The sequence below is a fragment of the Pustulibacterium marinum genome (assembly GCF_900116665.1).
GTDB classification, from domain to species: domain Bacteria; phylum Bacteroidota; class Bacteroidia; order Flavobacteriales; family Flavobacteriaceae; genus Pustulibacterium; species Pustulibacterium marinum.
The window spans coordinates 242,797-262,554 of the sequence record NZ_FPBK01000002.1; the positions used below are offsets into that span (position 1 = coordinate 242,797).

Genomic DNA, 19,758 nt, shown 5'->3' on the forward strand with positions numbered 1-19,758 from the left:
TTATGTATCTTTCCGGAAATTTTAGAAAAGTGGATCAGCACCATTTATTAAACTACTTGTTAGACTTTATTACCGAAGAACGTTTTCAGCGTTTCAACGATATTTTACAACATAGAACCAATCATTTTACAGTAGCTACCGAAGATATTTTTCAGGCGCACAATGCCAGTGCGGTGGTGCGTAGTTGCGATGTGTTTGGCATTCAACAAGCGCATTTGATAGAAGAAAAATTTGGGAAACGTTTAGACAAAAATATTGCCATGGGTGCCGAAAAATGGGTAGATACGTTTCGGTATCAAAATAACCAGGATTGCATAGATGCGTTAAGAGCCCAAGGTTATCAAATTATTGCCACCACGCCACACAACGATTCTTGTTTGTTAAACGATTTTGATGTCACCCAAAAAAGTGCTTTTTTCTTTGGTACGGAGCGCAAAGGACTTTCGGAAGAAGTGTTGCAACAAGCCGATGGCTTTTTAAAAATTCCAATGGTTGGGTTTACAGAGAGTTTGAATATTTCGGTAAGTGTGGCCATTATTTTGCATGCCGTGACTCAAAAATTAAAAAACTCAAACGTAGCCTGGCAATTGTCCGAAGCCGAATTGCTAACCAAACAAATTGATTGGGCGCAAAAATCCATTAGAAGTATAGAAGATGTAATGCAGCGTTACCATGAATTATATTCATAAAAAAAGCCACTCTATTGAGTGGCTTTTGTATAGTATCTAGTTAAGAAAATTATTTGTTTTCTAACCATTTTCTGGCATTGGTGAATGCTTCTAACCAAGGCGAAACTTCATCTTTTCTACCGTCTGGGTAGTAAGCCCAGTTCCATTGGAAAATAGAACGCTCAATATGTGGCATGGTTACCAAATGGCGACCTGTAGCATCGCACAACATAGCGGTATTAAAGTCAGATCCGTTAGGGTTGGCAGGGTAACCTTCATAACCATATTTGGCCACTACATTGTATTGGTCTTCGCCGTATGGTAAATTGAATTTTCCTTCACCATGACTAATCCAAACTCCTAAAGTAGTCCCAGCCAACGTAGAAAGCATTACCGAATTGTTCTCCTGAACTTTTACAGACGTAAAGTTACTTTCGTGTTTGTGGCTATCGTTATGTACCATTTTACCGTGCTCTTCGTGTTCTGGATTGATCAATTCCAATTCCATAAACAACTGGCATCCGTTACAAATACCAACAGAAAGTGTGTCTTCTCTTTTGAAGAAATTCTCTAAAGCGGTTTTTGCTTTTTCGTTATACATAAATGCTCCGGCCCAACCTTTGGCAGAACCCAACACATCTGAATTACTAAAACCACCAACAGCACCAATAAACTGAATGTCTTCTAAGGTTTCACGACCCGAAATTAAATCGGTCATGTGAACATCTTTTACATCAAAACCAGCTAAATACATAGCGTGTGCCATTTCGCGTTCGGAATTACTTCCTTTTTCACGAATGATAGCCGCTTTTGGTTTAGCAGTTCCGGTAGCAATTTCAGGAAGTTTTCCGGTGAAATGACTAGGGAAGGTATAGTTTAATGCTTGGTGTTTATAATTGTCAAAACGAGCAGTTGCTGTATTGTTTGCTGTTTGTTTTTGATCGAAGAAATACGAAGTTTCAAACCAAGTATCTCTCAATTCAGGAATACTGAATTCAAAGGCTTCTTCACCATTTTTGATGCTGAAGGTAGTACCTTCCACCACATCACCAATTTGGTAGAAACGAATTTCGTTTTCAATCAATGTTTGCTCGATGGCTTTATCAGCCTGGAAAACAATACCTGCATTTTCGTTGAACATTGCTTTTACCGTATCAGGTTGTCCTAATGGAAGTAAATCAATGTTTGCAGCTACGTTTACATCTGCAAAACACATTTCTAATAAGGTAGTGATCAATCCACCTGAAGCTACATCGTGTCCGGCAACAATTTTACCTTCTTCGATCAACCCTTGAATGGTATTGAATGTTTTCTTGAATTCGGCAGCATCAGTAATCGTTGGTGCTTCGTTACCAATCGCGTTAATAATTTGTCCGAAAGAACTACCGCCTAATTTCAATCCGTCACCAGAAAGGTTGATGTAATACACATGTCCGCCATCTTTTTTGAAAACCGGCTCTACCACTTTGTTAATATCGGTACAGTTACCAACGGTAGAAATAATTACAGTTCCCGGAGCAATCACTTCCTCATTCGGATATTTCTGCTTCATAGAAAGCGAATCTTTTCCGGTTGGGATGTTGATGCCCAATTCAATAGCGAAGTTAGAACAAGCTTCTACAGCATCGTACAAACGTGCATCTTCACCTTCATTTTTACAAGGCCACATCCAGTTTGCAGACAAGGAGATTCCTGCCATTTTATCTTTGATAGGAGCCCAGATAATGTTGGTCAACGCTTCCGCAATACTGTTTCTACTTCCTGCAATAGGGTCAATAATCGCAGAAACAGGCGAGTGCCCAACGGTAGTAGCAATACCTTCTTTTCCTTTAAAGTCTAAAGCCATTACCCCAACGTTGTTTAGTGGTAACTGTAAAGGCCCGGCACATTGTTGCTTCGCCACACGACCACCCACACAACGGTCTACTTTGTTGGTTAACCAGTCTTTACACGCTACGGCTTCCAAACGTAATAATTGATTTACGTAGGTTGGAATTTCGCTAGCGGTATAGTTTAAGTCTTTGTATTTTCTGTCAACTTTAGTATCGTTCATAATGGTTTTAGGCGAACTTCCAAACATGTCAGAAAGTGCTAAATCCATTGGTTTGTCACCATTGGTAGCCGATTCAAAAGTGAAACGCTCATCGTTGGTAACTTCCCCTACAACATACATTGGCGAACGCTCGCGCTCTGCAATACGTTGTAAAGTTTCGGTATCTTTTTTACCAATAACCAATCCCATACGTTCCTGAGATTCGTTACCAATAATTTCTTTGGCAGATAGGGTAGGGTCTCCTACAGGTAATTTATCTAAATCAATTTTACCTCCGGTTTCTTCTACCAATTCCGATAGACAGTTTAAGTGTCCACCTGCACCGTGATCGTGAATAGAAACAATAGGGTTTACATCACTTTCTACCATACCTCTTACGGCATTGGCAGCACGTTTTTGCATTTCTGGGTTGCTACGTTGTACTGCGTTTAGCTCAATACCACTGCTAAATTCACCAGTATCTGCCGATGATACAGCAGCACCACCCATACCAATTCTATAGTTTTCACCTCCTAAAATTACGATGTCATCACCGGCTTCAGGAATGTGTTTTAAGGCTTGTTCTTCTTTACCATAACCAACACCACCGGCCATCATAATTACTTTATCAAACCCTAATTTACGAGCATCTTCTTCGTGCTCAAAGGTTAATAAAGAACCGGTGATTAAAGGCTGACCAAATTTGTTTCCGAAGTCTGAAGCTCCGTTAGACGCTTTGATCAAAATATCTAGTGGGGTTTGGTACAACCATTTGCGTTCTGCCATTCCGTTTTCCCACGGACGGTTTTCACTTAAACGAGAATATGAGGTCATGTACACCGCAGTACCTGCTAGTGGTAACGATCCTTGTCCACCCGCCAAACGGTCACGAATTTCTCCTCCTGAACCTGTTGCAGCACCGTTAAATGGCTCTACAGTAGTGGGGAAGTTGTGCGTTTCCGCTTTTAAGGAAATGGTCGATTGAAATTCTTTTTCGATATAGAAATCTGGTTTGTCTGCTGTTTTAGGAGCAAATTGAACCGCTTTGGGTCCTTTTACAAAGGCAACATTATCTTTATAAGCCGAAACAATACCGTTCGGGTTTTCTTCAGATGTTTTCTTGATCATTTTGAACAAAGAAGAAGGTTTTTCTTCGCCATCAATCACAAAAGTTCCGTTGAAGATTTTGTGACGACAGTGTTCTGAGTTGATCTGTGCAAAACCATACACTTCAGAATCGGTTAGTTTTCTTCCTAATTTCTTAGCAAGTCCGTCAAGGTACACTACTTCTTCTTCGCTTAAGGCCAAACCTTCAGCTTCGTTATAGGTTGCAATGTCTTCAATTTCTTTGATAGCTTCTGGCTGAATGTTGATGGTGTAAATATCTTGATTCAGTTGCTTGTATTTTTGAGAAAGCATTGGGTCGTAATCGGTAGTATCTTCAGCAACTGCTTCAAATTCTTCAATACGAATAATACCTTCTAGCGCCATGTTTTGAGTAATCTCAACCGCATTGGTACTCCATGGAGTAATCATTGCAGCACGTGGCCCAACAAAAAAAGCGTCTATAGACGCCGCGCTAATTTGTGGTTGGTTGCCGAACAACCAGGTAAGTTTTGCAATATCTTCTTGTGAAAATGCCTTGTCCGTCTGGACTGCAAATACCTTTTTTTCAGGATTTCCGAAGAAAACTATCATAAAAATAAAGTTTGTGTGTTGTATGTTTTAGCAAAATGCAAAAATACTCTTTTTTATGGAATTGTTAAGGATATTTTTTTCAATGCTTTCTAGGGGTGAGATTTGAATTTTTTAATGTAGTTTAGACGTATAAAAACTAATCGATAATGACTTATCTCAACAAATTTTTTACCATAATGTTATTGCTATTCCTTGCAGGGTGTGGGAAAGAAAATGAATTGAAAGAATTGGCCCGTTTGCCTATAAAGGAAATTAGCAGACAAGGTTTTAAAACTGAAGAAACACATCTTGATCTTAAGAAAGGAGAAGAAGTGATTTTTTATACCGATTTGGATGTACATTATAAAGATGAGTTAGTGCTTGGTTATCTTGTAGAAATTAAAAATGGAGAAGAAAGTAAGGGAATCATTCGTTTAGAGGCAATTGAAGAGGCCGAGTTTGTAGAAGCTGTAAAATCTTCTGTAAGTGATACCATCTATAGAAAATTGACAAAAGAAATAGGTTCTTACGAAGTGGAAGAAGATGGTAATTATTTGTTTAGAGCAGCTTTGATGTCCTCTCCCAATTTTACTCTTAAAATCGATAAAGCCGATTTGATCTTGAAGAAATAAAAGAATAAATAATGGTAAACAAAAAAGCCTTGAAAATTCATTTTCAAGGCTTTTTTAAATTATGAGTATTAGCAATTAAATTCCTGTGTAGTTTGAAGGAGAAATTGCTTTTAATTCTGTTTTGATAGTTTCGCTAACTTCTAACGTATCAATAAACGCAGCAATAGAATCTTTGGTGATTTTTTCGTTGGTTCTGGTCAATCCTTTCAACGCTTCATACGGATTTGGATAGGCCTCTCTACGAAGAATTGTTTGAATAGCTTCTGCTACTACAGCCCAGTTGTTTTCTAGGTCTTCAGCAAATTTAGCTTCGTTCAATAACAATTTGTTCAATCCTTTCAAAGTAGATTGTAAACCAATAATAGTATGTCCAAACGGTACGCCTACATTACGCAAAACAGTACTGTCTGTTAAATCGCGTTGCAAACGAGAGATTGGTAATTTTCCTGCTAAAAATTCAAAAATAGCATTTGCCATTCCTAAGTTTCCTTCCGAATTTTCAAAATCGATTGGATTTACTTTGTGTGGCATTGCAGATGAACCTACTTCGCCAGCTTTGATCTTTTGCTTGAAGTAATCCATAGAAATATACGTCCAGATATCTCGGTCTAGATCAATCAAAATAGTGTTGATTCTTTTTAAGGCATCAAACAAAGAAGCAATATGGTCGTAATGTTCAATCTGTGTTGTTGGGAACGAGTGGTATAGGCCTAATTTGTTTTCAACAAAGTCAGTTCCAAAAGCTTTCCAATCGGTATCAGGATACGCAACTTTGTGCGCATTGTAGTTTCCGGTTGCACCACCAAATTTAGCAGCAAACGGAATTTTACGTAAAAAGTTAAATTGCTCTTCAATACGTTTTACAAACACTTCAATCTCTTTTCCTAAACGAGTAGGAGAAGCTGGTTGTCCGTGTGTTCTTGCCAACATAGAAATGTGATCCCAATCTTGAGCCAGCGCTTCCAATCTGTTGGTTACTTCTTTTAATTCTGGAACATAAACAGCTTCAAAAGCTTCTTTTACAGAAAGCGGAATAGCTGTATTGTTAATGTCTTGCGAGGTTAATCCAAAGTGGATAAATTCTTTATAAGCTTCTAAACCTAGTGCGTCAAATTTTTTCTTGATGAAATATTCAACCGCTTTCACATCGTGGTTGGTTACGCTTTCAATTTCTTTTACAGATTCAGCATCTGCGGTAGAAAAATCGGTATAAATTTTTCGTAGTTCACTAAAAAGAGCCGAGTCTACACCTGTTAATTGTGGTAAAGGTAATTCGCAAAGTGCTATGAAATATTCAATTTCAACTTGTACTCTATATTTGATTAAAGCTTCTTCCGAAAAGTAAGCGCTTAAGGCTTTTGTTTTCCCGGCATAACGTCCGTCGATGGGTGAAATAGCTTGTAAAGACATGTTTTTTTGATGTGTTGTTTTTAATAAAGGTGCAAAGATAATGTATCTGGCTAAATATAAAAGGGTTTTCTACAGTGCTTTATGTAGCAAATACCATTGAAAGGCAACCATAGTTTTAAAGTCGTTGATTTTGGGTAGAAATGTTTTTATTTCTTCCGATGGTAATTTGATCAATTGAATGTCTTCAGACTCATTGTCCAATCCACCACCTTGTTTTACTTTATCTTCCGAAGTAACTTCAGCATAATACATATACACATATTCGGTTTGCGTTCCCGGGGACGAATAGTAGGTTCCTATATGTGTTAATTCTTTGATAGAGTACCCTAACTCTTCCATGGTTTCTCTTTTGGCGGTGGTTTCGGGAGATTCGCCTTCGTCTACCATTCCAGCCGGAATTTCGGTCATCCATGGATGTCCGTTCTGAGAAGTTGGATATCTAAACTGTTTTGTGAGCAAAAAGGAGTCGCTATCCTTTTCGTATATAAGTATTCCAACGGCATTTCCTTTGTTGAGCGATAACCTTGTGGCTTTGATATCTTTTTCTGGTTGAAAAGAATCGTGAGTTATTGTGGCTTTGGTAATTTGAAAAAAGTCATTAAAGACCAATTCTTCCTTTTCTATATTGAATTTCATCTACGCATTTTTTTGAGAACATCTTTGGCAGCAGCTTTGTAAGCGGCCGAATGTTTCTCCATATTTTCCTGTAAAATTAAGGTTAATTCAGGATACACCCAATCACTGTCTTTGCCAATTAATTCTAAAATTCGCATAGCATATGCTTTAATGGCTACTTTTTCATTTCCAATAAGCCAGTCAAAACAAACTTCTATGATTTTTTCTTTCTTTTCTGGAGTGATGATAGATCTGAAAGGATAGCCAAAAGCAATTGGAAACCTGGTTCTTTCCAAGAAATTGTAGAGAACTCTCAACATGGGACGTTTGGCGCTGTCGTGTTTCAAACGGTGTACATTTTCTACTAGCGTAGGGAAGATATAAGGAAAAATCCTAACTCGATGTAAATAAACAGATTCAAACAACCAGCAGGCCTTTACAGACATTTCTTGGTCATCGTCAAAGCAAAGTTGTATGAGCTCTCTTTGTAAAGGTCTACTTTTGACAATGTCTCTTTCAAAACGAAATTTTCGTGCTTCTTGTCGAGTGGCTTTCTCCAATTCTTCTTTCAGGTTCATGACATATAGTATTCTTTAGATGAAAAGAAATTCATATTTTAAGTGAAAATTAAAAAACTATCCTATTTGATTTCTCTAAATTTACAGCAAATAATTATAAATACTTTAAGATGTTTAAGAAAATTCTGCTTGTTCTTCTCATTGTTTTTATTCTGATGCAATTTTTTCAGCCAGAAAAGAACATTTCAGAAATCACTCCTACTACTGATTTTATAATGATGAACAATCCGCCAGAAGAAGTAGCTCAAATTCTTCAAACATCTTGCTACGATTGCCATTCCAACAACACAAAGTATCCTTGGTACAACAAAATAGCGCCGGTATCCTATTTTTTAGCAAGTCATGTGAATGATGGAAAAAAACATTTGAACTTTTCTGAGTGGGGAAAATATAATATACGTCAAAAAGCACATGCTTTAGATGAAATTATTGAAGAGGTTGAGCATAGAAAAATGCCTATGACCTCATACATTTCAATGCACGAAGAAGCTGCGATGAGTAATGAAGAAATTACAACACTTACCGAATATTTAGACAGGGCTTTAGGGATGACGGAATTGCAGCAAGAGCGCGCACATTAAAATTGTAAATGGAAATAAAAAAACTTTTGATCATTGGTTTTGTATGGCCGGAACCGAATAGTTCTGCCGCAGGTAGCCGAATGATGCAGTTGATTGAACTGTTTTTAGAAAATAAGTACCAGGTAACTTTTGCGAGTAGTTGTGCCAAAACGGCCAATGCCATAGATTTAGCAACATTCGGAATCCATTCGGAATCAATTGCCCTGAACGATGCTAGTTTTGATGTTTTTGTAAAAGCCTTGAATCCAAACGTGGTGTTGTTTGATAGGTTTATGACCGAAGAACAGTTTGGTTGGCGCGTAGCAGAAAATTGTCCGGATGCTTTGCGTGTACTTGACACCGAAGACTTGCATTCGCTGAGAAAGGGTAGAGAAGAGGCTTTGAAACGAGAAGAGGAATTTTCTAAAAAATATTTATTTAACGATCACGCTAAGCGGGAAATTGCTAGTATGTATCGGTGTGATTTAAGTTTGATGATCTCTGAATTTGAAATGGAATTGTTGCAAGAAACATTCAAGTTTCCGAAAGAATTATTGATGTATTTGCCTTTTTTATTGGCAGAAACACAACGAAATCATATTCCAAAGTTTGAAGACCGACAACACTTTATGACGATTGGAAATTTTTTACATCAGCCTAATTTTGATGGAGTACAATATCTTAAAGCTGAAATTTGGCCTTTGATCAAACAACAACTACCAAAAGCAGAAATGCATGTGTTTGGAGCCTACAAAAGTCAAAAAGTACAGCAACAACACAATGAAAAAGATAAATTTTTAATCAAGGGTTTTGCTGATAATGTAGATGAGGTGATGTCGAATTCCAAAGTTTGTTTAGCAGCACTTCGTTTTGGTGCTGGACTCAAAGGAAAATTGTTTGATGCCATGCTCAATGGTACTCCGGCAGTAATGACGCCAATTGCTGCAGAAGGAATGTTTGGCAATGAACAACCCAATGGTTTTGTAGCAAAGACTCCGTCTGAATTTGCTGAAAAGGCGATTCAATTGTATACAGATGAAACTGTGTGGAAACAAGCTCAGGAAAACGGATTTCGGGTATTAGCAAATCGATTTCAAAAGAAACAATTTCAAACGGCATTTTCAGATATGATTGAAATGCTTCAAACTAATTTAGAACAACATCGTTTGGATAATTTTACCGGTTCTATGTTAATGCATCATACATTGCAAAGTACCAAGTTTATGAGTCGCTGGATCGAAGCAAAAAATGCTTCAGCTCATTAAAAGATCAACAACTTTGCTCACTCCCGAGGAAGCTTTTTCAGCATACACTTTTAAATTTTTTCTATTGCTTTCTCCCAAGCTTGGATTGGGATCCACAAAATATACGGGAGTCTTTTTTGGTGCATAATGAATGAGACTAGCCGCAGGATAAACTTGCATGGAAGTGCCAATAATCATAACAGCATCTGCATTGCTAATTTCGTCTACTGCATCTTCTAGCAGCGGAACGGCTTCACCAAACCAAACAATATGTGGTCGCAGTTGATAACCGGCTTCACAAAGGTCTCCCACCGCAATATCTTTGGTCCACTCTCTAACGTCATTTTCATTTCCCGAACTTCTTATTTTGAACAGTTCGCCATGCAAATGAATTACTTTGGAACTTCCTGCACGCTCGTGCAAATCGTCTACATTTTGAGTAATAATAACTACTTCATGTTTTTCTTCGAGCTTAGCCAATTGTTTGTGAGCTTCGTTAGGTAACGCATTTACCAATTGTTTTCTTCTTTCGTTATAAAAACTTAGCACAAGTTCCGGGTTTTTAGCAAAACCTTCTGGTGATGCTACCTCCTTAACATCATGTCCTTCCCATAGTCCACCAGAATCTCTAAAAGTTTTTAGTCCACTTTCGGCACTTACTCCTGCACCGGTTAATACAACAATTTTCATTTTTTTTAATTCTTTGAAAACCTAATATACACAAACTTCGTATATAGAGAAAACTGCTCTACATATATGTTCTGACTTTACCATTTTCATATAGTTTTAGGTTAGGTTTTTGAATTTTCTACAGTAGATAGATAAGTGGGTCAGAACAAAGAAAGGGCTGCAATTCTGCAGCCCTTTTTATATGATTTTAGTTATTTCTAAACTTTACCCAGCGTATATAATTGCTCCATGGTTGGAGATTCACTACCACCGGCAGGTTCTAAAGTGATACCAAAGGCATCGGCTGTAGTTACGTTGGCAACTCTAAACATTTTCATATCATTTTCATCAAAGTTGTCTAACAGACCAATACTTGTTGGGGTTAAAGGATCCATGGTTAAAGACCACACTTGATATACTTTTCCTTCTGGTGGCTCTGGTAAACCTTTACCGTCTATCATTACGCTATTAGATTCTTTATCCCAATATACATTGGCAACCGATGTTGGTGCTGCCGTTTGCCCTGCAAGTGTTACTCTGGTAAAATTACCTTCACGTAATTCTTCAAAAACAGCATTTTCAAGTTTTGATTTTTCCATGTCGGTTTCCATGGCTCGTTTTTCAGAACTTACTACTTGAAAACTTTCTTGTAGGTTATTGTATTTTGAATAGATACTAAAAATACCAACCAACAATAGAACTGCGGCAGCATAGCCAATAAAAGTTATGATTTTATTGGTTCGCATATTTACCACACGACCACCTCCAATGTTTAGCGCCGTTTTGATTCTTTCGTAATTTCGGGCACTCAAATATGGAGAGGTATACGTAGAAAGGCGGTATAGTGCATTTTCTATAGCGTCCACTTCTTCTTTTACTTCTGGATGTTTCAAAATCATTTCGTGTACTTCCTGTTGTTCGTCTGGAGCGAGCGAACCGTACACATATAATTCTAATTTTCCTGATTCTATTAATTCTTCCTTCGTCATATTAACTGTCTAGCATGTTTCTTAATTCATTGATACAAGCTCTGTTTCTTGTTTTTACAGTTCCTAACGGAATTTCTAATTCTTCAGCGGTTTCCTTTTGTGTAAATCCTTTGAAGAACAAAAGATCTATAATTTTGATACACGTTGGTTTTAGCTTGTTGATGAAGTTTTTAATTCCAATAGCATCTGTTTTCGCATTCATGTTATAAGAACCTGTGATGATATGTACGAAATTATCAGTAGATAGGTTTTTTCTACTATTGTTATAGGATTTGGACCTATATTTATCAATAGCTGTATTTCGTGCAATGTTCAGGATCCAGGTGAAAAATCGTCCTTTGGAAGTGTCGTAACTATCTAGATTGTTCCAAATTTTCACGAATACTTCTTGCAAAACATCTTCCGATTCTTCTTTGTCTTTTACCACGTTATGAATGATGCCAAAAAGATTGTCTGCATACATGTCATACAAATAATCAAACGATTTCGGATCTTTTTTCTTGATGAGGATTATTAGTTGCTCTTGAGTCATGTAACTAAAATAGTAAAATAAAACTAATGCCCCTTCTTCCAGTTTTTAAAAGTCTTGGTTTTATAAAAATCATTCATATCGTTTTTTACTAAATCGATTAGATCTTTTTTTGAGTAGCCGTCATTCACCATATTAGAGAGTAGAGTAATGGCATTTTCTGGTTCATCTAGTTCATGATAAGTGTGAAGGAGCATAACATCTGCTTCTACAAACGAGGGATATTCTTTAATTATGTATTCATAATTTTCTTTGGCAAGATAAAATTCATCAATTTCAAAGGCGTAATTGGCTTTAAAGTATTTTAGAAAATCATCGTCTGTATAAATTTCAAGATCATCAATGGCTCTAAATAGATTGTTGAAATCTTTTTTTAAGTAGAAATAATCAATAGAAAGTAATGTAATACATGGGTCTTGAGGATACTTTTCTAAAATCTCAAGCATACTTTCTGTATAAGCTTGATCACTATACTCAGATGCACTTTGCGATTTTAAAATCAAAAAAGTTCTATCTATAATGGTTGTATCGGTTATCTTTTCAGCTACTTTGAATGCTTTTTCGTTCAATCCTAAATTTTTCAGTACTAAAAATTTCTTATAAAGGTCTGCATCTGTCTTGCTTTCCGAATTAAAAGAATTATTGAATGAATTGGCGAGCATATCACTGAAATCTTGTCCTGTGAGTAGTATATAAATATCTTTAAGAATAAATTTATCATCCTTATAGGTAGCTATATATTGATGATAATTTAAACCAGAATCATTAGAAAAGTATCGGAACAAAGCATAGAAGGTATTGTCGTCATCCCTAGTATAATTAATAAAATTATAATACTCTCCTGCATTGATAGCATTATGCATATTCGTAGTTAATGCAGCATATCCTTTTTCTATTTCCTTCTTGTAAATATCTTTATAAAGCGTATCTGGAACTTTAGTTAAGATTTTTTCGATAGTTGTAGAATCTGTATGCTTAAAGATAAACTCCCGATCGTTCTTATCAATGGCTGTTGAGATTTCGTCTATAAAATTAAAGAAATGCGTAAGTGTATCTATTTCTTCAGTTTGTATAGGCTCTTCTTGGCCGTAACTGCTACAATAGGAAAAAATTAAAATGATAAGTAGAAGATGTTTCATATGCATACCTAATATTTATGATCAGGAATTTTGAAGATACATAAAAAACATTTTTTATACAATAATTACATTCTATTCCGTATAAATGAGGGTAATGCTTTAATTATAAAGGCTATGATACTCCATCTTCTAGATACGTAGCCTACTTTTCTTTTGTTTTTGATCATGGAATATATTTGCCTCCCTGCTTTTTCTTGTGATGCAACCCAAAACATCTTTTTTCCTTTGGTAAGCGGCGTATCTACAAATCCCGGTCTTACGTCTGTAATATAAATCGGCTTTTTAGATTTATGAGCTTTTTGTCGTAGTCCTTCCAAATAGGATGCTTGATAGGCTTTTGCTGCATGATAAGCCGGAGCCACTCTGCTACCAAAAACAGCTGATAAGGATGTAATTCCTACAAAGTGTCCGTACGCTTGTTTTTCAAAAAAACGATAACTCCAGTCTGCTGCTTCTGTGAACCCTAGAACATTGACTTTATTTGCTCGATTTTCAACCTGATGCCCTAGGTTTTTGTTAAGATTACCTATACCTGCGCTATACACCAAAAGATCTAAAGAGCCGTTTAATTTATTATTTACAAATGTTTCGAGTTTTTTAGAGATATCGTCTTCAATACAATTTAAACATTCCACTTCTACGGCATCACTTTTCTTAAAGTCATAGATTTGAGATTCTACACAAGCGCGTGTACCTGTTACAATTACTTTGTAGTTATTTTCTAGAAGTTTATCTGTAATTCCATGGCCTATTCCAGATGTTCCACCTACGACAATGGCATGCTTCATAAAATTTTGGTTTGATAATTTTTAATTTTAAATATTGAAAATATTTCTATATTGGCATACAAATTTGGTAATATAAGAAATTATACAGAAATACCGAATATACCCCTTAAACCCCTTTCAAATGACAACCATTTTTTATGTATCAATAATTTTGGTTACAATTATTGTTTTTTTAGCTTTTATTGCTCCTAAAAATTATCACGTATGTAGAAGCATTGTAATTCAAAGACCAAAAAGTGAAGTTTTTCTGTTTCTTAAGTATTTAAAAAATCAAGATCAATGGTCACCTTGGAACAAAAAGGATGTAAACATGAAAAAAACTTATGTTGGCACCGATGGAGAAATTGGTTTTATAAGTGCTTGGGAAGGTAATAAAGATGTTGGAGCAGGAGAGCAAGAATTGATAAATTTTGTTGATGGTGAACTTATTCAAAGTCAATTACGATTTTTAAAGCCTTGGAAATCTACTTCAGATGCATATATTAGATTAGAGGAACTCAATGAAGCAACTCAAGTAACTTGGGGATTTTCTGGTCATAATAAATTTCCTGCCAGTATCTTTATGTTGTTTATGGATATGGATAAAGCTGTAGGGAAAGATTTTAATGAAGGTTTGAAAAATTTGAAGAGAATTCTAGAATCTGTAAACGATTAAAGCGCATCTATAGGTTCTAGTAAAACAACCGAGAATGGAGTGTTCATTTGTACAAAACCGTCTTTTACCTCTACGGTTGTATTGCTATAGGTATCGTTTAAAAGTGTTCCATTTATAAAGGAATCTCCAACCGGAAGTTTTTTAGGACCTTCAGGAACGTCTAGACCAATAACAACTTTGTCATCGTATTTTTCAGAAGAAAAAGTTCTTTTAAAAATATAAGGACTTTCATTTATTATTTCGTGAACACCAGCGCCAACGGTAGGATGTTGTGCTCTAAATTTTCCTAATTTTTGATAATGTCCAAGTAGGTTTTTGGTGTATGAATCATTTTCAATGCAATCCCAGTTCATAAATGATCTTAAATTGGCATCGCCTTGTGCATCACTAATTATTAATGGACGTGCAGACTCATCACCGTAATAAATTTGAGATATTCCCGGAGATAACAATAATTTGGTTGCGGCATTGAAAGGTCTTTTTCTTTCTTTATCAAAAGGGGTTTCATCATCATGTGATGATGTATAGTTAAGAACGGTATATCCTTTTAATTGGGTAGCGAGTTCTTCACTATTTCTCCTGAAAATGCTTTCATAGTCTTGTTCAGCATCGTATTTAAATTGAAAATTTATGAGTGCATTAAAACCATGATCAAAGTAGTTGACTTTTTGATCACCAAAGTCATATTGTTTTCCGTTATGTATGTTGTATCCATACACTTCGCCTACCATGAAAAATTTATTGTCGTCTAAAATCTGATCAGGGTTATTGTTTTTCCATTGATCAAAAGCAAAGTCAGCTTCTTTTCGAAGAATACTCCAAACATCCTCTTCCACGTGTTTTACGGTATCTACTCGAAAACCATCAATCCCAAATTCTTTGATATAATTGGTGAGCCATTTAATGATGTAATATTTTGGAGCTCTTGGATATCCTGTTCTTGTAAAGAAATCATCAAGTTCTTGAAGTTCGTAATCTAATCTATCTTCACGCTTCCATTTTTCAATAAGAAAGTTTGGTAATTCAACATCATTATTGTTTTCAGTTTTGATGTCTGGAAGATTTTTAACCAAAACACAATCAGTAGTGGTATCATAAGAGTCATAACTACAAACAGGACCAGTTCTTACCCAATCGTCTGGCCATACTGGATCTTTTTCAGTAACCGGACCGGTATGATTGATTACTACGTCCATCAAAAGTCGAATTCCGTGTTCGTGAGCTGTTTTTACAAGTTCGTGTAAATCTTCTTTTGTCCCAAAATTAGGATCTATATTGGTCCAGTCTTTAGCCCAATATCCGTGAAATCCGTAAGAATTTCCCGAGCCTTCATCTACACAATCATGTATTTGCTCTACAATAGGGGTAAACCAAATAGCATTAATCCCTAGGTTTGTAAAATAGCCTTCTTTTATTTTTTGAGTAATTCCTTGAAGATCACCTCCCATGAAATTTCTCAGTTTACCACAGCTTTTATTTCTATCGAAATTGATGTCATTTTCGCTATTACCATTACAAAAACGATCTGTAATTAGAAAGTACACATTGGCACCTTCCCAAATGAATTTTAAATGATCTTTATTTGAATTTTCAGTAGTATCCATAATCATTATTCAAGAAATTGTTAATGAAAAATTTAGGTAATAGAGACTACTTTTGTAGATAGCGAGAATAGATAAAGTAGCTTTTAGCTTAGAAAAACTTATTTATTTCTATTCAATACTTTATAGTCTTCATAACAACCACTAATTGCATCCAAAATTTGAAGGTCATTAGCGGTTTCAATAAATCCTTTTGAATAATTACAATAGGTTAAAATTTCTTCAAGCTCAGATTCATCGATTTGTAAAAGTGCAGTTAACGTTTCTCTGTCAAATTTTGTTGCCAACATGTTTCTAATGGCATCATCCTCTTTCATTTGACGTAACTTTCTCATTTGTTTTCCCTTGTTTCCAAACATGTTGTACAGAAAGTCAGCAGGGTTAAAAATGGAATTGATGACTCTTGTCACAGCGCTTCTACCGCTACTTCCGGCTTCATAACCAATATCCAAACCAGCAATGGAATAGCGTAAATTATCATTAACAGGAGCGTTTTTAGCATCAATATCTAAATAACCTGTAAGATTGTATTGATTGATAACCACATCTTCAAGAGCAAAAGCAAGTTCTGTAAGCTCTATTTTTGTACCAGGGAAGTTGATCATATCATTAGTTACTCTAACCTTGATAGATTTGAAACCTAAATACGAGAAGTAAAGTGTATCATTAACAGCTGCATTCATCGTGAATTCTCCTTCGGTATTTGTTAGAGTACCTTTTACTTTATTTAGATTAAGCACATGCACATTGTCCATAATTTTACCGTCTTGGGCATTTACAACTTTTCCGGTAACTATGGTGTCATTTGGAGTTTTTGTAGTTGCATCCTGTCCAAATGCAGTATGAAGTACAAAAAATAGGAGTATGTATAAAGTATATTTCATTCAAAAGGCTGTATGGGCGATAAATGTACTAAACATAAAAAAAAAATGTGCCATTCGGCACATTTTTTTAAATATTCTTTAACAAGAAATAGAATTATCTATTGCTTCGTCTCTTGCTTTTTCCTTTATCAAAAGAACCTTTAGATCTTTTGTTTCCGAAACCACCTTTAGATTTTCCTCTATTGTCGTTTCTTCTTCCGCCTCCGCCACCATTGCGACGACCACCACTGTTTTTAGAAATTTCAACGTTGATAAATCTACCATCCATTTTAAACTCGCTAAACATGCTTAAAATAGCTTCTGTATGAGCAGCTTCTGTATTGAAGAAAGAAAAACTTTCTTTTACATCTACTTTGAAAACATCATCTCTTCCAAGATCTAATTGTTCTTTTAAGAAGTCTTTCAATGATTTCCAATCGTAACCATCTTTTTCACCAACATTGATGAAATAACGAACATCACCACCAGAAGGAATACTACCGGCATCGTTACTTCTGTTCTTTCTGTCATTTACAGAAGGTGCATTCAGGTCTTTTGCGTTTTTGTAGTAATTAGCAAAACGGCTAAACTCTACAGAAATCATCTTTTTAATCAATTCTTCTCTGTCGATTCCTTTAAGGACATCGTTGATTGCAGGAATAAAATTATCAACTTCGTGATTAATCTCAGTTTCTTTAATTTTACTTGCTAAGTGGAATAATTGAATCTCACAGATTTCTTCAGAATTTGGTATTTGCTTTGCATCAAATTTTGTTTTGATGATGCGCTCAATAGCACCAATCTTACGGAATTCACTTCTGGTAATAATAACCATAGAAACTCCCGATTTTCCAGCTCTACCAGTTCTACCACTACGGTGTGTATAGGTTTCTATCTCATCTGGTAGTTGGTAGTTGATTACGTGTGTGACATCATCTACATCAATTCCACGAGCGGCAACGTCTGTTGCAACAAGCATTTGAATTTGACGATTTCTAAAAGATTTCATCACCAAATCACGTTGGTTCTGACTCAAATCGCCATGTAATGCAGCTGCGTTGTAACCGTCTTCTACTAGTTTTTCTGCAACACTTTGTGTGTCTCTTTTCGTTCTACAAAAAATTACTGAGAAAATATCAGGATTTGCATCGGCCAATCTTTTCAACGCCAAATAACGATCTCTACCAGAAACCATATAATATTCGTGTTGAACATTTTTAGAAGATGCATTCTTTGTACCCACTGTAATTTCATATGGGTTAGACATGAATTCGCTAGCAATACTAGCTACTTCTCTTGGCATAGTTGCAGAGAATAACCACGTATTTTTCTCTCTTGGCGTATGCGATAGGATAGAAGTAATGTCTTCATAGAATCCCATGTTTAGCATTTCATCTGCTTCGTCTAAAACACAAGTATGAATATTGGTAATATCCACCATGTTTCTACGAATCATATCTTGCATTCTTCCAGGCGTTGCTACAACAATGTGAGCTCCTCTTCTTACTTCTTTCGCTTGCTCTGTGATGCTAGCTCCACCATAAATTGCAACTACTCTAAGGCCTTTTACATACTTAGAATAATTTTTTAATTCTTGAGTGATTTGTAAACAAAGTTCACGTGTTGGGGACAGGATTAACCCTTGTGTTTCTCTGCTGTTTGCGTCAATTTTTTGAATTAAAGGAAAGCCGAAAGCAGCCGTTTTTCCTGTTCCTGTTTGTGCTAGCGCTACCATATCGGTATCTTTTGCTAGTAGGACCGGAATAGCTTTGTCTTGTACTTCTGAAGGTGTTTCAAAGCCCATGTCTTTGATGGCATTCAATAGCTGTTCGTTCAGTCCTAATTGTTCAAATGTGTTCATATAGGTATTTAAAATTGGCTGCAAAGGTAGGTTTAATTATTGGTAATGAATAATTTATAATTAAATATATTTTTGTATGCAGCTGTGAAATAATCGTATTTCTCTTGAAATTGAGTTAACTTATTTTTGAAGAAAGGCCACCAGTTTTTTCATAGCTAAACCTCTGTGGCTGATACTGTTTTTTTCTACTGATGAAAGTTCTGCAAATGTTTTTCTATAGCCTTCTGGTTGAAAAACAGGATCATAGCCAAAACCTTGCTCACCTTGTTTTTCTTTGGTAATAGCGCCTTTGGCAATCCCTTCAAAGGTGTGTAATGCTTCTCCTTGAACCAATGCTATTACGGTTTTAAACTGTGCTTGGCGATTATTTTTATGAGCTAATTCCGTTAATAATTTTTCCATATTGGCTTCAGCATTTTTGTTTTCGCCTGCATAACGTGCAGAATAGACTCCCGGAGCGCCATTCAAAGCGGCAACTTCTAGCCCGGTATCGTCTGCGAAACAATCGTAACCATAATGTTCTTTAACATATTGAGCTTTTAAAATAGCATTGCCTTCAATGGTTTCAGCAGTTTCAGGAATTTCTTCATGACAGCCTATATCGGCTAATCCTAGCACTTCATAGGCGTCTCCTAGAATTTGCTTGATTTCTTTTAATTTGTTGAGGTTTCCTGTTGCAAATACAATCTTCATAATTATTGATGGTGGTAAGGTTCGTTTCTTAAAATGGTAAAAGCTCGGTACAATTGCTCCACCAAAAATAGACGTACCATTTGGTGAGAGAATGTCATAGCAGATAACGATATTTTTCCTTGTGATTTTTGATAAATTGTTTCAGAAAAACCATAAGGCCCGCCAATGACTAGAACTAGTTGTTTGGTTCCTGCATTCATTTTTTTCTGGATGTATTCAGAAAATTTAATGGAGGAAAAACTCTTTCCACCTTCGTCTAGCAAGACCAAAACATCTGTTGGTTGAAGTTTTTTAAGAATTAATTCTCCTTCCTTTTCTTTTTGTTGTGCTTCCGAAAGATTTTTAGAATTTTTTATATCTGGAATGATATCCAATTCAAAATTCACATAAAAACCAAGACGTTTTTCGTAAATATGAATAAGTTCAGAGAGTTGTTTGCTATCGGTTTTTCCAACCGCTATCACCTTTATCTTCATGCTGCAAATATACGGCAAGCTTTATAAAACCAAACATAGATTGGTTACCAAGGAATTTTCATACTTTAGCTACAAATTT

The 19,758-nt window shown here is 35.9% G+C and carries 19 protein-coding genes; 5 read left to right on the top strand and 14 right to left on the bottom strand.

Annotation, left to right across the window (positions count from 1 at the left end):
- The first annotated feature begins 2 nt into the window (after positions 1–2).
- On the top strand, positions 3–689 hold the full coding sequence (locus BM383_RS05520; RefSeq protein ID WP_093024070.1) for a TrmH family RNA methyltransferase: 687 nt from the start codon (positions 3–5) through the stop codon (positions 687–689).
- Positions 690–738: 49 nt separating this feature from the next.
- Here the strand turns inward: BM383_RS05520 and purL are convergent, their stop codons facing one another.
- Positions 739–4,398, bottom strand: coding sequence for a phosphoribosylformylglycinamidine synthase (gene purL, locus BM383_RS05525; RefSeq protein ID WP_093023841.1), 3,660 nt, complete (start codon positions 4,396–4,398; stop codon positions 739–741).
- A gap of 146 nt (positions 4,399–4,544) precedes the next feature.
- On the opposite strand from purL, the gene BM383_RS05530 reads away from it, so the two are divergent.
- Positions 4,545–5,009 carry a hypothetical protein gene (locus tag BM383_RS05530; RefSeq protein WP_093023843.1) on the top strand — a complete coding sequence of 155 codons (465 nt, stop codon included), beginning with the start codon at positions 4,545–4,547 and terminating at the stop codon, positions 5,007–5,009.
- A 75-nt stretch (positions 5,010–5,084) separates the two neighbouring features.
- On the opposite strand, the gene purB is transcribed toward BM383_RS05530, so the two are convergent.
- The 3 genes from purB to BM383_RS05545 all read right to left on the bottom strand — a co-directional run bounded on the left by purB (position 5,085) and on the right by BM383_RS05545 (position 7,612).
- Positions 5,085–6,419, bottom strand: coding sequence for an adenylosuccinate lyase (gene purB / locus BM383_RS05535; protein WP_093023845.1), 1,335 nt, complete (start codon positions 6,417–6,419; stop codon positions 5,085–5,087).
- Between the two features lie 69 nt (positions 6,420–6,488).
- Positions 6,489–7,055, bottom strand: a complete 567-nt coding sequence (locus BM383_RS05540) for an NUDIX domain-containing protein (protein WP_093023847.1) — start codon at positions 7,053–7,055, stop codon at positions 6,489–6,491.
- On the bottom strand, positions 7,052–7,612 hold the full coding sequence (locus BM383_RS05545; RefSeq protein WP_093023849.1) for a hypothetical protein: 561 nt from the start codon (positions 7,610–7,612) through the stop codon (positions 7,052–7,054). The genes BM383_RS05540 and BM383_RS05545 overlap by 4 nt, the downstream gene beginning before the upstream one ends.
- 110 nt (positions 7,613–7,722) lie before the next feature.
- Between BM383_RS05545 and BM383_RS05550 the strand changes: the two genes are divergently transcribed.
- Together BM383_RS05550 and BM383_RS05555 are read left to right on the top strand one after the other, a co-directional pair.
- Positions 7,723–8,193: a heme-binding domain-containing protein gene (locus tag BM383_RS05550; RefSeq protein ID WP_093023851.1), complete on the top strand. Its 471-nt coding sequence runs from the start codon at positions 7,723–7,725 to the stop codon at positions 8,191–8,193.
- Between the two features lie 8 nt (positions 8,194–8,201).
- Entirely contained in the window at positions 8,202–9,437 is a 1,236-nt protein-coding gene (locus BM383_RS05555; RefSeq protein WP_093023853.1) for a glycosyltransferase family 4 protein, read from the top strand.
- Here the strand turns inward: BM383_RS05555 and BM383_RS05560 are convergent.
- From BM383_RS05560 to BM383_RS05580, 5 genes are all read right to left on the bottom strand, one after another.
- A complete protein-coding gene (locus BM383_RS05560) occupies positions 9,426–10,106 on the bottom strand; it encodes an SIR2 family NAD-dependent protein deacylase (RefSeq protein ID WP_093023855.1) in 681 nt (226 codons plus the stop codon). The genes BM383_RS05555 and BM383_RS05560 overlap by 12 nt on opposite strands.
- A 197-nt stretch (positions 10,107–10,303) precedes the next feature.
- Positions 10,304–11,074 carry an anti-sigma factor gene (locus BM383_RS05565; protein ID WP_093023857.1) on the bottom strand — a complete coding sequence of 257 codons (771 nt, stop codon included), beginning with the start codon at positions 11,072–11,074 and terminating at the stop codon, positions 10,304–10,306.
- Position 11,075: 1 nt separating this feature from the next.
- Positions 11,076–11,606: an RNA polymerase sigma factor gene (locus BM383_RS05570; protein ID WP_093023859.1), complete on the bottom strand. Its 531-nt coding sequence runs from the start codon at positions 11,604–11,606 to the stop codon at positions 11,076–11,078.
- A gap of 23 nt (positions 11,607–11,629) precedes the next feature.
- Positions 11,630–12,742: a tetratricopeptide repeat protein gene (locus tag BM383_RS05575; RefSeq protein WP_143106344.1), complete on the bottom strand. Its 1,113-nt coding sequence runs from the start codon at positions 12,740–12,742 to the stop codon at positions 11,630–11,632.
- Between the two features lie 65 nt (positions 12,743–12,807).
- On the bottom strand, positions 12,808–13,530 hold the full coding sequence (locus BM383_RS05580; RefSeq protein ID WP_093023863.1) for an SDR family NAD(P)-dependent oxidoreductase: 723 nt from the start codon (positions 13,528–13,530) through the stop codon (positions 12,808–12,810).
- A gap of 310 nt (positions 13,531–13,840) precedes the next feature.
- On the opposite strand from BM383_RS05580, the gene BM383_RS19100 reads away from it, so the two are divergent.
- The gene (locus tag BM383_RS19100) at positions 13,841–14,185 is read left to right on the top strand and encodes an SRPBCC family protein (RefSeq protein WP_394331586.1); all 345 of its coding nucleotides are present in this window, start codon (positions 13,841–13,843) and stop codon (positions 14,183–14,185) included.
- Here BM383_RS19100 and BM383_RS05590 read toward each other — a convergent pair.
- The 5 genes from BM383_RS05590 to rlmH form a co-directional block, all read right to left on the bottom strand.
- Positions 14,182–15,789 carry an alpha-amylase family glycosyl hydrolase gene (locus tag BM383_RS05590; RefSeq protein ID WP_245766534.1) on the bottom strand — a complete coding sequence of 536 codons (1,608 nt, stop codon included), beginning with the start codon at positions 15,787–15,789 and terminating at the stop codon, positions 14,182–14,184. The genes BM383_RS19100 and BM383_RS05590 overlap by 4 nt on opposite strands.
- Before the next feature lie 98 nt (positions 15,790–15,887).
- The gene (locus tag BM383_RS05595) at positions 15,888–16,670 is read right to left on the bottom strand and encodes a carboxypeptidase-like regulatory domain-containing protein (protein WP_093023869.1); all 783 of its coding nucleotides are present in this window, start codon (positions 16,668–16,670) and stop codon (positions 15,888–15,890) included.
- Between the two features lie 94 nt (positions 16,671–16,764).
- Positions 16,765–18,510 (bottom strand): DEAD/DEAH box helicase, encoded by a 1,746-nt coding sequence (locus BM383_RS05600; protein WP_093023877.1) that lies wholly within the window; start codon positions 18,508–18,510, stop codon positions 16,765–16,767.
- Between the two features lie 120 nt (positions 18,511–18,630).
- Positions 18,631–19,203 carry a non-canonical purine NTP diphosphatase gene (locus BM383_RS05605; protein WP_093023879.1) on the bottom strand — a complete coding sequence of 191 codons (573 nt, stop codon included), beginning with the start codon at positions 19,201–19,203 and terminating at the stop codon, positions 18,631–18,633.
- A gap of 2 nt (positions 19,204–19,205) precedes the next feature.
- Positions 19,206–19,679, bottom strand: coding sequence for a 23S rRNA (pseudouridine(1915)-N(3))-methyltransferase RlmH (gene rlmH / locus BM383_RS05610; protein ID WP_093023881.1), 474 nt, complete (start codon positions 19,677–19,679; stop codon positions 19,206–19,208).
- Between the last annotated feature and the right edge of the window lie 79 nt (positions 19,680–19,758).

Coding starts and splice junctions, on each gene's coding strand:
- BM383_RS05565 (WP_093023857.1), bottom strand. CDS start 11,074: ATGACGAAGGAAGAATTAATAGAATCAGGAAAATTAGAATTATATGTG.
- rlmH (WP_093023881.1), bottom strand. CDS start 19,679: ATGAAGATAAAGGTGATAGCGGTTGGAAAAACCGATAGCAAACAACTC.
- BM383_RS05540 (WP_093023847.1), bottom strand. CDS start 7,055: ATGAAATTCAATATAGAAAAGGAAGAATTGGTCTTTAATGACTTTTTT.
- BM383_RS05590 (WP_245766534.1), bottom strand. CDS start 15,789: ATGGATACTACTGAAAATTCAAATAAAGATCATTTAAAATTCATTTGG.
- BM383_RS05605 (WP_093023879.1), bottom strand. CDS start 19,203: ATGAAGATTGTATTTGCAACAGGAAACCTCAACAAATTAAAAGAAATC.
- BM383_RS05550 (WP_093023851.1), top strand. CDS start 7,723: ATGTTTAAGAAAATTCTGCTTGTTCTTCTCATTGTTTTTATTCTGATG.
- BM383_RS05595 (WP_093023869.1), bottom strand. CDS start 16,670: ATGAAATATACTTTATACATACTCCTATTTTTTGTACTTCATACTGCA.
- BM383_RS05520 (WP_093024070.1), top strand. CDS start 3: ATGTATCTTTCCGGAAATTTTAGAAAAGTGGATCAGCACCATTTATTA.
- BM383_RS05580 (WP_093023863.1), bottom strand. CDS start 13,530: ATGAAGCATGCCATTGTCGTAGGTGGAACATCTGGAATAGGCCATGGA.
- BM383_RS05560 (WP_093023855.1), bottom strand. CDS start 10,106: ATGAAAATTGTTGTATTAACCGGTGCAGGAGTAAGTGCCGAAAGTGGA.
- BM383_RS05570 (WP_093023859.1), bottom strand. CDS start 11,606: ATGACTCAAGAGCAACTAATAATCCTCATCAAGAAAAAAGATCCGAAA.
- purL (WP_093023841.1), bottom strand. CDS start 4,398: ATGATAGTTTTCTTCGGAAATCCTGAAAAAAAGGTATTTGCAGTCCAG.
- BM383_RS05555 (WP_093023853.1), top strand. CDS start 8,202: ATGGAAATAAAAAAACTTTTGATCATTGGTTTTGTATGGCCGGAACCG.
- BM383_RS05545 (WP_093023849.1), bottom strand. CDS start 7,612: ATGAACCTGAAAGAAGAATTGGAGAAAGCCACTCGACAAGAAGCACGA.
- BM383_RS05575 (WP_143106344.1), bottom strand. CDS start 12,742: ATGAAACATCTTCTACTTATCATTTTAATTTTTTCCTATTGTAGCAGT.
- BM383_RS19100 (WP_394331586.1), top strand. CDS start 13,841: ATGAAAAAAACTTATGTTGGCACCGATGGAGAAATTGGTTTTATAAGT.
- purB (WP_093023845.1), bottom strand. CDS start 6,419: ATGTCTTTACAAGCTATTTCACCCATCGACGGACGTTATGCCGGGAAA.
- BM383_RS05600 (WP_093023877.1), bottom strand. CDS start 18,510: ATGAACACATTTGAACAATTAGGACTGAACGAACAGCTATTGAATGCC.
- BM383_RS05530 (WP_093023843.1), top strand. CDS start 4,545: ATGACTTATCTCAACAAATTTTTTACCATAATGTTATTGCTATTCCTT.